General features: G+C 65.4%; 10 protein-coding genes. 6 read left to right on the top strand and 4 right to left on the bottom strand.

All coding sequences use genetic code 11. From position 1 onward, the window contains the following. Positions 1-216: 216 nt before the first annotated feature. The 5 genes from VI234_RS00865 (at position 217) to VI234_RS00845 (ending at position 4,781) form a co-directional block, all read left to right on the top strand. Positions 217-738, top strand: a complete 522-nt coding sequence (locus VI234_RS00865; protein WP_336329291.1) for a hypothetical protein — start codon at positions 217-219, stop codon at positions 736-738. 83 nt (positions 739-821) lie between these two features. Continuing rightward, positions 822-1,499, top strand: coding sequence for a helix-turn-helix domain-containing protein (locus VI234_RS00860; protein WP_008308173.1), 678 nt, complete (start codon positions 822-824; stop codon positions 1,497-1,499). Between the two features lie 96 nt (positions 1,500-1,595). After that, on the top strand, positions 1,596-2,369 hold the full coding sequence (locus VI234_RS00855) for an SDR family oxidoreductase (protein ID WP_008308172.1): 774 nt from the start codon (positions 1,596-1,598) through the stop codon (positions 2,367-2,369). A gap of 249 nt (positions 2,370-2,618) precedes the next feature. Then, positions 2,619-3,842, top strand: coding sequence for an FAD-dependent oxidoreductase (locus VI234_RS00850; protein WP_008308171.1), 1,224 nt, complete (start codon positions 2,619-2,621; stop codon positions 3,840-3,842). An 87-nt stretch (positions 3,843-3,929) separates the two neighbouring features. Next, complete coding sequence (locus VI234_RS00845) at positions 3,930-4,781, top strand: translation initiation factor eIF-2B (protein ID WP_336328996.1); 852 nt, start codon at positions 3,930-3,932, stop codon at positions 4,779-4,781. Between the two features lie 6 nt (positions 4,782-4,787). On the opposite strand, the gene malQ is transcribed toward VI234_RS00845, so the two are convergent. Next, the gene (gene malQ, locus VI234_RS00840; RefSeq protein ID WP_442905013.1) at positions 4,788-6,284 is read right to left on the bottom strand and encodes a 4-alpha-glucanotransferase; all 1,497 of its coding nucleotides are present in this window, start codon (positions 6,282-6,284) and stop codon (positions 4,788-4,790) included. Between the two features lie 135 nt (positions 6,285-6,419). On the opposite strand from malQ, the gene VI234_RS00835 reads away from it, so the two are divergent. Continuing rightward, positions 6,420-7,475 carry a glycosyltransferase family 4 protein gene (locus VI234_RS00835; protein ID WP_336328994.1) on the top strand — a complete coding sequence of 352 codons (1,056 nt, stop codon included), beginning with the start codon at positions 6,420-6,422 and terminating at the stop codon, positions 7,473-7,475. 14 nt (positions 7,476-7,489) lie between these two features. Here VI234_RS00835 and VI234_RS00830 read toward each other — a convergent pair whose 3' ends face one another. The 3 genes from VI234_RS00830 to VI234_RS00820 all read right to left on the bottom strand — a co-directional run bounded on the left by VI234_RS00830 (position 7,490) and on the right by VI234_RS00820 (position 13,479). Next, positions 7,490-7,819: a DUF7510 family protein gene (locus tag VI234_RS00830; RefSeq protein ID WP_008308167.1), complete on the bottom strand. Its 330-nt coding sequence runs from the start codon at positions 7,817-7,819 to the stop codon at positions 7,490-7,492. Positions 7,820-7,948: 129 nt separating this feature from the next. After that, positions 7,949-8,893 (bottom strand): sugar phosphate nucleotidyltransferase, encoded by a 945-nt coding sequence (locus VI234_RS00825; RefSeq protein WP_008308165.1) that lies wholly within the window; start codon positions 8,891-8,893, stop codon positions 7,949-7,951. A gap of 50 nt (positions 8,894-8,943) precedes the next feature. Further along, on the bottom strand, positions 8,944-13,479 hold the full coding sequence (locus tag VI234_RS00820; RefSeq protein ID WP_336328993.1) for a glycoside hydrolase family 15 protein: 4,536 nt from the start codon (positions 13,477-13,479) through the stop codon (positions 8,944-8,946). Positions 13,480-13,582: the final 103 nt, after the last annotated feature.

Here is a 13,582-nt window from a genome sequence, read left to right as displayed (position 1 = left end):
AACATCAAAAACCACTAATTAGGAGATATGATCCCGCTTCCGGGTCCGCTCTCTCCCATAACTCGGTGTTTCGAGATATGCACCAGAATTATCATAACTGTGCCAGCGGCTCAGTTCACTTGGATGAAAGGAAAGCAGTCAGCGACGAGCAACGATAGCACAAAATCGGCAACTACCACACGACGACGGCTCCTCAAAGGAACACTTGGCACAGCAGTGACCGCGGCCGCGGTTCCGCGCCTGAGCGGCGTCGCGGCGGCCCACTTCCCGGTCGAGATCACGGTCGACGTCCAGCCCGAGAACGCGGAGAACTTCATCGACCTGTCGGAACACGACACCATCACCGTCGCAGTCGAGCAGTCAGAGTTCGTCAACAGCGACGGGGACAGCGAGACCTTCGACCCCACGGAGCGGGCCGTCCGCTATCGGTTCGGCTCGCGTCTCGCGCTGGAAGACGGCGAGGGGGCGCGCCCCGTCGAGGATGGCGAGATCAGGGAACCGGACGAAGATGCTGAGGACGGCCAGGCGTCGCTCGTTCTTACGTTCCCAGTCGATGAGATGGGCTTCGATGGTGGGGAGGAGACAGCATGGCTGTACTGGGAGCGGGACGAATCCGGGAACCACGGGTACGCGGGCTTCGATTCCGTGCGGGTGTATCGTGGGCAGCCCGCAAGCCGCTCGTTAATCGAACAGCTACAGCGATTGCTGAGTGGTGAGACAGCGTCCAGTTCTGACTGAGCGGCTGCGAACCGGAGCGGGGCTGTCAGTGCGCCTGTAATCGTGATGCTGGCGACTATATACGTCGACTCCGATGGCACGCTATGGCCATCGTTGCTGAAATCCTCCTCGCAGACGAGACGCTTCCGCTGGTCGGTGTGGCAGACTCGATTCCGAGCGGCGAACTCTCGATTTCGAACGCCGTCGGCCTCGAAGACGGACGACTGCTGCTTACAGTTAGCGTCGACGCTGGCTCCAGCGACGCCTTCGAGCGAGAACTCGACGCGCGGCCACAGATCACCGACGCGGCGGATATCGGGCAGACGGCCGATGGTTGGTTCTACAAGGTGGTCGTCGACAACGCACCGGATCTCATCGCGTCACACGACCCGGAGGAGTTCGAGGGCGTTGCGATGGATGCGACGGTGACCGGCGACGGGATACGGGAACAGAAGGTGTTCTCCGATTACGACGCGTTCAGTGCGCTACGGGACCGCTGTGCGGTCAACGACATCCCGCTCGAACTACTGCACATCGCTTCGGACCCCGAGAACCCCGGGGAACGCGACCAGTTCGGCCTCACGGACAGGCAGTATCGGGCGATGTCCGTCGCCCTCTCCTCGGGGTACTACGACTCACCGCGTCGGTGCTCGACAGCGGAACTCGCCGACAAACTCGACGTGTCGGCCGCCGCGGCCTCTGACCTCTTGCGTCGAGCCGAAAAACAACTCATCAGTTCGACAGTCGGCCCCGACCAGTTCCGGAACGCGCTCGCACAGTAGCCGCCAGCTTGTTCGACTGCGCTATCGCGGCAAGTATATAAATGGGCTTATCAGTAAGCAAAGGACGCTCGTGGCTGTCGCACCTACTGCACAGCGATGTCAGACGAATCTGCGGCAGACGACCAGGACGCACAGCGGCTTGCAGGCGACGTGGCGATTGTAACCGGCGCGTCATCGGGAATCGGTGAGGCGACTGCGGAGGCACTGGCCGACGCGGGCGCGAGCGTAGCGCTGGCGGCCCGCCGCGCTGACGAGCTGGAGGCTCTGGCGGACCGGATCGAATCGGCTGGCGGGGATGCACTGGTTGTGCCGACCGACGTGACCGACGAGGACGACATCGAGTCGCTGGTCGACGCGACGACCGACGAGTACGGTCGTATCGACATCCTCGTCAACAACGCCGGCGTGATGCTCCTCGAACCGCTGGAGCGGGCAGATCGCTCGAACCTCCGGCAGATGGTCGAGGTGAACCTGCTCGGACTGATGAACCTCACCCACGCAGTGCTTCCGGTCATGCAAGAGCAGGAGAGCGGCCACGTCGTCAACGTCTCCTCCGTCGCGGGACGCCGAGCCTCGGCCGATTCGAGCGGCTACAACGCGACAAAGTTCGGGGTGAACGCGTTCACCGAGGCAGTCCGGCAGGAAGTGACGACACAGGGCATCCGGACGACGGTTATCGAACCGGGTGCGGTCGATACGGAACTCGCGACACACGTTCCGGACGAGCAGGTGCTTGAGCGGTTCGCGGAGATGGACCTCCCGATGCTCCATCCCGACGATATCGCTCGCGGCATCGTGTACGCGACGAGCCAGCCCGCCCGCGTGGACGTGAACGAACTCCTGATTAGACCGACCGGACAGGATATCTGATCGAGAGTCGCGTTCTTGCTGAGGAGAGAAGTGCAGTAAGCAACGCAGAGACGGAGCGGCCACCATTTACGCGGTCACACAGCCGACGACGACGGCTACTGGAACCGTGTCTCACCCGTTCGATCGGTAGCACTTTACCGGGTTCGTGTCCACCGGCCGCGGTCAGTTTCCCGGCGATGAAACTGGACGCACAGTTGTCGAAACCCCCGGTATCGGAGGAATCTTACGTCGTCTACCCTAACCAGACACATGGCAATTGAGACGGATGTCCTCGTCGTCGGTGGTGGCGCGACCGGCGCTGGCGTCGCTCGTGACCTCGCACTCCGTGGCATCGACGTGACGCTTGTCGAGCGTGACGGGCTGACAAGCGGTACCTCCGGACGCTCGCACGGATTGCTGCACAGCGGTGCCCGCTACGCCGAGGCAGACCGGGTCGGTGCCGAGGAGTGCATCACCGAAAACCGGATACTCAAGGACATCGCCGGGGCCTGCATCCGTGACACCGGGGGCCTGTTCGTCCAGCTCGCCGAGGACGACCCCGACTACTTCGAGGCCAAGCGGGCAGCCTGTGAGGATATCGGCATCCCCGTAGAGACGCTGGACAGCGATGCAGCCCAAGAGCGGGTGCCCGACCTCGCCGCGGAGGTCGAGCGCGCGTTCGAAGTCCCGGACGCCGTCATCTACCCGTCCCGGCTCGTCGCCGCGAACGCCGCAGACGCCCGCGAACACGGCGCGGACATTCACCCACACGCGCCCGTTGAAGACGTGCTCGTGGCGGACGGGCAGGTAACCGGCGTGCGGGTCGGCGGGGCGGTCGGCGATACCATCGAGGCCGACTACGTCGTCAACGCGACCGGTGCCTGGGCGGGCCGGTTCGCCGCGATGGCCGGCCTCGACGTCGAGATGCAACCGACGCGGGGCGTGATGGTCTCCGTCGAGTACGACGACCTCGGGCCGGTACTCAACCGCTGCCGGGACCCCGACGACGGCGACATCGTCGTCCCACACGAGCGCGAGGCTGTCCTCGGAACGACGAGCGTCCCCGTCCGCGACCCGGACGAGTACGAGACGGAGCAGTGGGAAATCGAGGAGAGCATCGAAGAGTGTGCGGCGATGCTGCCGCCAGTTGCAGACGCCCCCGAGGTCCGAACCTGGTGGGGCATCCGACCGTTGTACGCCCCAGACGAGGACGAGCGCGGCGGCCGCGGCATCTCGCGTGGCTTCTTCCTGCTCGACCACGCCGACGACGGCGTCGACAACATGGCGAGCATCGTCGGCGGTAAACTGACCACCTACCGGCAGATGGCCGAGGCGACGGCCGACCTCGTCTGTGACGGCCTCGGCGTCGATGCAGACTGCCGGACTGCGGACCGGAGGCTCCCGGGCGTCGACGACCCGGAGCGGTTGGATGCGCTCGTGGCCGAGTTCGACGGTCAGGGACCGACCGACGAGGACGTGGTCGGGTCGGTGTGACCACGCCCGTCGTGGCCCGTTGCAAGCCGCGGGAACGGGCTGTCAGCCGGCTGTAGCGTTATAAGGGAGGCAACCGCACGTACACTCATGATAAACGAGACCGTGCGGCAGATCGAGGAGATGGAGACACAGAGTTCCTCGATTGCCGCCGTGAAAGCTGCGAAGGCGCTCCGCGAGCTAACAGACCGCGAGTGCCACACGGTCGAGGACTTCCTCCGCGTGGTCGAGCGCAACAGCAGCGCGCTCCAGCGGGCGAACCGCTCGCACGCGCCGCTGTACACCACACAGCAGCGTATCGTCACGGACCTGAAAGACGCCGACCCCGACTCCGTCTCAGAGGCCAAGGAGCGATTGCTCGACACAATCGACGAGGTCGTCACGGAAATCGAGACCAGCAAGGACCGCGCGGCGGAGCGGGCGGCGACGCTCATCGACGACGGCGACGTGCTGGTGACTCACGAGAACTCCTCGACGGTGATGGCGACGCTCATGGCGGCGCTTGACGACGGCAAGGAGTTCCACCTGTACGCCAGAGAGTCGCGGCCGCATTTCCTGGGCCGTCGGACTGCCCGCCAGTTGGCCGACCGGGACGGGGCCGACGTGACGCTCATCGTCGACGGCGCGGCGGGCCACTACCTCTCGGAGGCCGACCGCGTCTTCGTCGGGATGAACTGCCTCATCGACGACGTGGTGTACAACCGCATCGGAACGTTGCCGCTGGCCGCGACGGCCAACGAGATGGACGTCCCCGTGACCGTCGTCGGGACCTCGTCGAAGTTCATCGGGAGCGGCTTCACCTTCAGGAACACGTTCCGGCAAGGGGCCGACGTGATGCTCGAACCGCCGGAGGGGTTCGACATCGGGAACCCGGGCTACGACGCGACGCCGACCCGGCTGCTCGATACGGTCGTCACGGAAGACGGCATCCTCCAGTTCTGAAGGTATTTAGCGGATCGTTCTGTCGGTGACTTGGCGGAGCCGCTCGGCAACATCGGCGTCGAGGGCCGCTTCGCTCACCCGCCACTGCCAGTTCCCGGTCGCCGTGCCGGGGACGTTGAACCGGGCGTCGCTGTCGAGGCCGAGCAGGTCCTGCATGGTCGTCATCGCGACGACGGCGTTCGAGTTCCACACCGCCTCGATGAGGTCCCAGTTGATTTCGTCGCCGTCGGTGCCGAGGTTGTAGTGGAGACAGTCGCGCTGGCGGTCCGAAAGGTCGCGATAGTAGCCGACGATGGTGTCGGTATCGTGGGTCGAGGTGTAGCCGACGGCAGACTCCGGGTAGTGCATCGGCTGGTACATGTGCCCCTCCTCGCACCAGTCGGCGTACTGCGGCACGCGCATGCCGGGGAAGCCGAACTGGTCCCGGAGCGCGACGATGCTCTCGTCGAGAAAGCCCAGGTCCTCGACGAAAAAGGGCAGGTCGCCGAGCCTGTCCCTGACCGTCTCGAAGAAGTGCGCGCCGGGGCCGTCGCGCCACTGCCCGGCGGCCGGGTCCTCGGCCTCGGCCGGAATCGACCAGAACTCGTCGAAGCCCTTGAAGTGGTCGATGCGGGCGATGTCGACGAGGTCGAACAGCCGTTCGAAGCGGTCGACCCACCAGCCGTAGTCGTTCGCACGGAGGGCGTCCCAGTCGTAGACGGGGTTCCCCCACCGCTGGCCGTCGTCGCCGGGATTGGGCGGGACGCCCGCCACCGCTGCAGGGTGGTGGTCGTCGTCGAGTCGGAACACCTCTGGATACGCCCAGACATCCGCCGAGTCGAGGCCGACGTAGATGGGAAGGTCACCGACGAGGCCAATGTCCCGCTCGGCCGCGTACTCGGCCAGCGCCTGCCACTGGCTGTCGAAGCACCACTGGACGAACTTGTGGTAGCGCACGTCGTCGGCCAGTTCGTCCCGGTATCGCTCCACGGCCGCCGGCTCTCGCGTTCTGATATCGTCCGGCCAGTCCATCCAGCCGGCATCGTCGAACTCGGCTTTCAGCGCCGTGAACAGCGCGTAGTCGTCCAGCCAGCCGGCCTCGCGCTCGCAGAACTCGGCGAACGACTGCTGGTCCGCGTCGCTTGCGCTCTCGTCGAAGCTCTCGTACGCGTCCCGGAGCCGGGCCTCCTTGAACTCGGTCACGCGGTCGTACTTGACCTGGTGTTGCGAGAGGTCATCCGGCGGTTCGATCTCGTCCGCTGTGAGATAACCGCGGTCGACGAGGTCGCGGAGGTCGATGAGCAGCGGGTTTCCGGCGAAGGCGGACGACGACTGGTACGGAGAGTTTCCGTGGATGCTCGCCGTGGGACCGAGGGGACAGAACTGCCACAGCGACTGGTCGGCCCGGTCGAGGAAGTCGACGAACGCCCGTGCACCAGCACCGAGGTCGCCGATGCCGTGCGGTCCCGGGAGCGACGTTTGGTGGAGAAACACGCCACTCTGCCGTTCAAATTGCATACGCACCTGTTGCTCTGACAGGCATTTCAATGGGCGGGGTCGGTGACTGCCATCGTGTCTGCTTGCGGGGCCGGAGAAGGGCGCACGCAAACATATATATTGTATCCATTTGATGCTATGGTGAGAGAGCCAGTTACAGAGATGCCACCGAACGTTCTGATGCTGGGCTGGGGGTTCCCACCCAACATCACCGGCGGGCTTGATACCGCTATCGGGGAGCTGTTCGAACAGCTCGAACCGAGAGACGACGTCGAGTTCGAACTGGTGTTGCCCGCGGAGTACGCGCCGCCGGACCGCGACGGCATCCACGGCGTCTCGACGGGAAGCGGCGACATCATCACCCGCATCGGCCGGCTGGCCGGGGAGTTCGCCGACGAGGCGGCCGACGCCGACATTATCCACACGAACGACTGGTTCGGCTACAACCCCGGTTCGCGAGCCAAATCGGCCCACGACGTCGAATGGATCTCGACCTTCCACTCGCTGTCGGCGGACCGGAACGTGACCCCGCCACAGCGGGAAGTCGAGACGGAACAGCGGGTCGCCAACCGCTCCGACCACCTCGTCGCGGTGAGCGAGTTCACCCAGCGACGGATACGCGAGCAGTACGACGCCGACTCGACGGTCATCTACAACGGGTTCTCGTCGGTGGAGCCGACGGGCCGGGACATCAAAGCGGAACTCGGTATCGACGGGAAGATGCTGTTTTTCGTCGGCCGACACACCGACCAGAAAGGGCTGTCGTACCTGCTGTACGCGCTCTCGAAGCTCGGTCGGGACGACGTGAGCCTGGTACTCGGTGGCTCGGGGCATCTCACTGAACAGCTCGAACGGTTCGCGGAGCTGCTGGGCGTCGAGGACCGAGTCTACTTCCCGGGGTATCTCCCCCAGTCGGAACTCGGGGACCACTACAACAGCGCGGACCTGTTCGTCTCGCCCTCGCTGGCGGAGCCGTTCGGCATCACAATCGTCGAAGCGCTCTCGGTTGGAACGCGCGTCGTCGCCTGCGAGAGCGGGGCCGCCGAACTCCTCAACGAGGACTGCGTCATCGAAGTCGAACCCGATTCGGACTCCATCGCCGAGGGGATCGAGCACGCGCTATCGCTGTCGACGCCGATCGAGTACGATGTTCGAACCTGGGAGGAAGTAGCCGACGAACACGTCGAGTTCTACCACGAGGTTCTGAACGACGCCTGACGGTGGCCGGGCGTTCACCGGAGGAAGCGAACGTCCGTGACCGGTTCCGGATGAACGATCAGATAGCCGTCGGCGGTCGGCTCCAGCCCCGTTACGGATGTCGTATCGGTTTGGGTCCGATAGGGGCTGTCGGCGGTCCCGTCAGCCGACTGGTAGGGGCTGTCGTACGGTGTCTGCCTGTCCTCTGGGGGGCGGTCGAAGTCCTCCGGCGGCAGGTATATCTTCTCGCCCGATTTCGAGCGGACCACGACGGCCGTGTCGCGGTCGCCCGAGACGTCGATTCTGGTCCGGCCGTCGTCGATTGTCATCTCGAACGTGACTGGCTCCGTTTCTGATTGTGCCATGTTGTCAAGTAGCTTGCGTACGGCGAGTAAACGGCGCTGTGTCACTTAGTCCTTCGCCAGCGGTGTGGTGGCTGGCGGCGAATCGTGTCGCGTCCTGTACTCGAACGGTGGCCCCATCGCCGCGAGCCATCAGCGGTTGATGATGAGCGACCCGGACATGTTGTACCCCTCGACGTGGACGTCCTCACCGAGAATCGTTTCGTCGATATCGCAGTCGTGGACCTCGGCGTCCGGGAAGACGATGGCCCGGTCGAGGCTGCTGTCGGTCACTTCCGCCCCGGCCATCACATGGACGGTGTCACCGATCTCGGAGTTCTCGACGGTCGCGTCGGGGTGGATGAGCGACCCGCCATCGAGTTTCCACTCGACCGTTTCGAAGTACGACTCCGGCGTCCCGATGTCGAACCAGACGTCGTCGAAGGTGAACGCGGACACCGGCTCCTGCTGTTGCAGCCAGTCGATGTACCAGCCCGGTTCGTCGGGGTTGTTGTCGCCCGAGAGGTACTCCTCGAAGCGGAGCGAATCGGCCGGGAAGGCGTAGCAGGCAATCGAGACGAGCGTGCTCTTGGGGTTGTCAGGCTTCTCCTGGAAGTCGACGACGCGCTCGCCGTCGAGTTCGACGAGCCCGTAGGACTTGGCTTTCTCCCGTGAGCCCACGTCGTAGGCGGCGAGTGCCGGCCCGTCGCGCTCCTCGAAGAAATCCAGAAACTCCGATGGGTCGAAGCCGATGAGGTTGTCGCCACCGATGACAAACAGGTCGTCGTCGATACCCTCGCGGTCGATCAGTTGCGCGAGCGCGCCGACGACGCCGAACTTCTCGTCTTCGTCCGCTGTGCTCTCGACGGAGAGCTGGACCTTCTCGTAGCCCATCTCGTCGATGTGAGCCTCGAACTCGTCGGCGAAGGCCTCGTTCGTGCTCAGGTACGTCGTCTCGATTCGGTCGTCGGCTTCGAGTGATTGCAGAACTCCATCGATAACCGTCGTCTCGCCGACCGGGAGCAGCATCTTCGGTCGACGACGGGTGATCGGCCACAGCCGTGTCGCGTAGCCGCCAGCTAGAACTATCGCGTCCATATCCCACAGTCAGACCCGAGTTATAAAGTGGTAACTACTTGTTGGAGTGGCTAGAGGTTGAGCTGCCAGACGGTTGTCCCGGCGGTGACCAGGTCCTCGTCGTCCGCGGCGGCAACGATCACCTGGTTCTCACCGGGGTCGACGTCGACCGCGACTTCGAACTCCCGGTCTTCGACGGGGATGTACGTGATGTCGGCAGGGGTCTTGACGACGACACAGACACCGGTCGTCTCGCCGGAGACGACCAGTTCGTTCCCGCGGAACTGCGTGTCGACGCGGAGCGCGGGGCTGCGGTCGGGCGTGTGGGCGCGTCGCTCGCGGTAGCGCTCGTCGACGAACGCGGGCGTCTCGACCGGTTCGCCGGCGCTGATGCCATGCGCCAGCCGGACGTACTGGGCCATCGACCACGCCAGCGGCGTCGCCGAGCCGGTCCCTTCGGCGAACTCCCAGTCGTAGTCGGTCGCGTGGCCCCGGTCCCATATCTGTTCGGCGATCATCCGGCCGGAGTTCGCCACGTCCTGCATCATCCGGAGGCAGTTCTCGGGCGGGATGTCCGGGTCGTCACGGTGGAGTTCGTACTCGGCGCGCTCGCCGGTGAGCAGCGGCCAGAGGCGACCCTTCCCCTTGTGTTCGACCGTCCACGGCGCACCCTGATCGTCCCGGCCGCGTTCGCCGTAGCCGTCGCCGTTGTACCGGTAGAACCCGGGCGCGTGCTCCGTGTCGACGCTGATTGTGTCGTCGACCTCGACGAGCGAGTTCCGGATGGTCTCGTCGTCATCGGGCTTGACACCCAGCCGGACGAGTTCGAGGAAGCCGCCGTCGATGATGTTGCGTTCGTCCAGCGTCGGGCCGTCGTTGGCGAGCGTGCGGAGGTGGCCCATCTCGGGGTTCCCATCGAGCGTGACCCGCGTGTAGTAGGGCGTGGTGGTGTGGCGTTCGGTCCCGGTCTCGGTCGCGGTCCAGGCCTCGACGTTGTTCGCCCACTGGTCGGCCAGCGACAGCCAGACGAGCGCGTCGGCCTCGTGGCCAGTGTCGAGCGCGAGCTTCGCCGCACACGCGAGCCCGGCGATCTCGGCCGCAATCGAGGACGGCGAGAAGCCGGCCTCCTCCTCCCAGCGCTCCTGTGCCGTTTCGGGGCCGTGGCGGACGACGTACTCGGCCGACCGCCGGACGTTCTCGTAGCTGTACTCGACGTCCTCGAAGTCGACGCCGCCCTCGGCGAGGCGGTACGCCATCACCTGCGGGAACGAGATGTTGTCCATCTGTTCGCCGCCCCAGCGGGTCGTCCCGTTGACGTAGGTGTTCTGCGGGATGAAGCCGGCCTCGTCCTGCTGGTACTCGTAGATGTACTCCAGTTGCTCCGTGGCGATGTCCAGCGACCCGATGGCGTCGAACACGCTGAACACCTGATACAGGTCCCGGGACCAGACGAAGTTGTAGCCGTAGCCCTTGGGCTCCTCGGCGTGGACGGCCTCGCCCCACGGCACGGACGGCGAGGCGATGGACGCGCCGCGGTAGGTCTTGTCCTCGACCGCTAACAGCGTCATGAGCGCGGTTCGGTACTGATTGGCCAGTTCCTCGTCGCCGGCGACCGACTCCGGGAGCGGCTTGTCCGAGAGGAAGTCGCCCCAGCTGTCGGCGTACTCCGCGCTGACCGTCTCGTAGCCGCGGTCGAGCGCACCGTCGGCTTCGCCCAGCGCGGCGGCGGTGTCAGCCTGCCGCGCGAAGCCGAGCGCGATCGTGTCGCTGACTCTGGTTCCCGAGTCCAGCCGGCCGATGAGGACGAGGTTCGTCCCGTCGATGGACTCGACCGGGTCCGGGAGGTCACCATCGGAGTACAGCCCGTCGAGGCGGTCGCTGCCGGCCGCGCCGACAGTGGCCCAGTCGAAGCGTCCGGCTGCGGCCATCGCCACGGCGATAGAGTAGGCGTCGCCGTTCTCGTCGACGAGCATGTCGTTGTCCGTCTGATCGGTGTAGGCGCGGGGGTTCCGACCGACGAGGTGGTAGCTCCCGGGCTGGCCGTATCTGATGGCTCGGTCCTCGGTGACCGTGCTGGTGAGTGCGATGTCGGCGACGGAGAACACGTCGTATGATTTGCCGTCCTCGGCGCTGAAGGACACGTCAGCGACGATGGCGTCGTGCTCAGGGTCGGTCGCGTAGTCGACGGTCAGCGTCCACTGGTGGCCCCGGCCGTCGCCGGTCTCGGTGAAGACGTGGCGGTAGAGCAGCGCCTCGTCGTCGACCGGTTCGACGCGACGCCGGACAGTATCGTCGGTCCGTCGGTTCTCCCGATGGGTTCGGACGGCGTAGTCCGTCTCGTCCGTACACCGGACCAGGAAATCCAGCGTCCGCAGGTTCATCAGGTCGACCTGCGGGTAGCGGGCCTCTGTCAGCGCGCCCTCGGTGAGCGTGAACCAGACGCGGGACGGGTCCTGCTCGTCGTGGTCAGCGACGGTGCCGACGCCGTACTTCTCCCCGGTCGTCCAGGTCGGGCGCTCGCTCGGGCCCTCAGTCCCGGCCGATGTCGTGGGGAGCGCGTTCAGCTCGCCGAGCCGGGCAGTCGCGTGGAGCCGCAACGCATGCGACCAGCCAAGCGGTGTCGCGCTGTCGAGGTCACCGTCGTCGAAGGCCTGTTCGGCGAGGTAGCCGGCATCGGACGTGAGCGGGCCGTCGTCGTCGAGTAGTTCGTAGAGGTCGCTCGCGCGGTCGAGGTAGGCGTCGCCGCTCCCGTCGCGGTCGTTCAGCATGTCGCCGACGCGGGCGGCGGCGAGGGCCCCCATCGCCGTCGTAACCGTCCAGACCTTCTCGCTGTCCTGATGACCGGTCCGCCAGCGGTCGCCCTCGTAGCGGGCCAGTCCCGCGACCCGGCTCTCGGTGGGGTTCCGAAAGAGCGTATCGAGCGTCGTACTTACGTGGTCGGCCAGGCGGATGATGTGCTGGTCAGCAAGCGAGGTCGACTCGACGCTGTCGTACTCCTGTAGCGCGTCCGCGAGGTGGAGCCCCGCGGCGTCGATGCGGTGGTCCGGCGTCCCGTTGGTCAGTCCCATCACGTACACGCCCAGGTCATCGTCCCAGAGGGTATTCAGCCCGTCAAGCAGTCGGTCGGCTGCCGCCAGGCTCCGCTCGCAAACCGACTCTGGCATGGGGGCGCGGGTCACCGCAGCGAAGGCCTCGATGAACGTCGCAGTGGTGTGCGTGAACTGGCCGACCGAGTCCTCCCAGACGTTCTGACACGGCTCGGGCAGGTCGTTGGCCGCGATGTCTTCGATGAGCGTGTCGACGGCCGCATCGATTGTCTCCCGAACCATCGCCGTCAGTTCGGCGTCCATCTTGCTGCGGTGTGTTCGCAACAGTGTCGCGAGGAAGGCGGTGACGGTCGCAGTCTGGTCGGCCTGATACTCCGGTGATTCGGCGTTGTGCTCGACTCTGGCGTTGGCCCAGCCCGGCGCGATAGCCCCGGTATCGGCCCAGACTCGGTGGGGCCACCGCCCGTCGGAAAGCTGGCTGTCACAGAGGAACTCCGCGCTCTCGGTCAACATTTCGACGGTGTCGATATCGAGTCGGGACCCGGCTTCGAGCAGATGCCGGGAGACCGAGGCGTCGTCGCGGAACCAGACGTAGCCGTAGCCGCCGGAGTTCGAGTAGAACGGGTCGAACTCCGGGGCGGCGATGCGACCGCCGGTCGGCGAGGACAGCAGGTCAAGCACCCGCAGGTCCATCCGTATCGAATCTGACCGCGGTGTCGATTCGGCCACGTCGATGCGCGTTCGCTCCCGCCCGGCCTGCCGGAGATCGTCAGACGTCGTGTGCTCTCTCACACAGTCGGCGAGGTCGAGGAGTGCCGTCTCCCGGTCGACCTCGTCGTGGTTCGAAAGCTGGCTGACGAGCGTCGTGTCCTTGCTGCGACCGGACCGGTCGAGCGGCGCGGTCACGAGGAAGTCACCGGTGAGGCGGGTCTGGTCGCGTCGCTCGACTGGCTCCGACCGCGGGAACGCAATCGGGCTGCCGTCGAGTATCTCTGCGAGGCGTTCCGGCCGCTGTCCGGCGACGGCGTCCAGCCCGGTCGACGAGGCGAGGTAATCGTGCTCTCGCCGATGGTACACCTCCAGTACGCGCGAGTCGTCTGGCCCGGCGTCTTCGTGAATCAGCGAGCCGACGCCGCTGTCGCTGCTGTCGGGGGCCAGCGTGACGAACGCCACGAGCTTGGCGTCCTGTGGAACCGCCCCGCGCATCGCGACGTGCGTGACGTGGGCCCGGCCCAGCGTCAGATCGTACTGGTGGACCGTGAACGACCCCGCGTCGTATTCGGTCTCGACGAGCCGCGTCTCGCGGTAGTAGTGCTGTCTGATCGTTTCCAGGTCACTGAACCACCGTGTTTCGTCCCCAAGCATAACCCCGAGCCTGGAGCGGTCAATACCGGAGAGCCCGGAGAGCGAATCGGAATAGTCCTTCAGCGTGCCGTCTTCGCCGACGTGTACGAGCCGATCACCGTGCCCGGAGAAAGAGCCTGAAACAGTCCTGCGTTCTTCTGGAAAGCGCTCGTGACGAGTCCGCTTGTATTCGTTGAGCGCTGTCGAAAGCCGCATACACATCAAAGCAGACCAATCTCTATAAACTCCTGTGGTTCGGACAAATTAGTGATACTTCGAGGGAGTGGCTGCATATCCCGGGAGAGCGGGGCCGCTGATG

It is taken from the genome of Haloarcula sp. CGMCC 1.2071, from assembly GCF_037078445.1.
Lineage (GTDB): Archaea > Halobacteriota > Halobacteria > Halobacteriales > Haloarculaceae > Haloarcula > Haloarcula amylolytica.
This window is presented reverse-complemented; position numbering and strand designations above follow the sequence as displayed.

What these genes read in the sequence shown, in the direction of transcription:
- VI234_RS00860 (WP_008308173.1), top strand. Translation starts at nt 822, where the DNA reads ATGGCCATCGTTGCTGAAATCCTCCTCGCAGACGAGACGCTTCCGCTG.
- VI234_RS00830 (WP_008308167.1), bottom strand. Translation starts at nt 7,819, where the DNA reads ATGGCACAATCAGAAACGGAGCCAGTCACGTTCGAGATGACAATCGAC.
- VI234_RS00850 (WP_008308171.1), top strand. Translation starts at nt 2,619, where the DNA reads ATGGCAATTGAGACGGATGTCCTCGTCGTCGGTGGTGGCGCGACCGGC.
- VI234_RS00835 (WP_336328994.1), top strand. Translation starts at nt 6,420, where the DNA reads ATGCCACCGAACGTTCTGATGCTGGGCTGGGGGTTCCCACCCAACATC.
- VI234_RS00820 (WP_336328993.1), bottom strand. Translation starts at nt 13,479, where the DNA reads ATGCGGCTTTCGACAGCGCTCAACGAATACAAGCGGACTCGTCACGAG.
- VI234_RS00845 (WP_336328996.1), top strand. Translation starts at nt 3,930, where the DNA reads ATGATAAACGAGACCGTGCGGCAGATCGAGGAGATGGAGACACAGAGT.
- VI234_RS00855 (WP_008308172.1), top strand. Translation starts at nt 1,596, where the DNA reads ATGTCAGACGAATCTGCGGCAGACGACCAGGACGCACAGCGGCTTGCA.
- VI234_RS00825 (WP_008308165.1), bottom strand. Translation starts at nt 8,893, where the DNA reads ATGGACGCGATAGTTCTAGCTGGCGGCTACGCGACACGGCTGTGGCCG.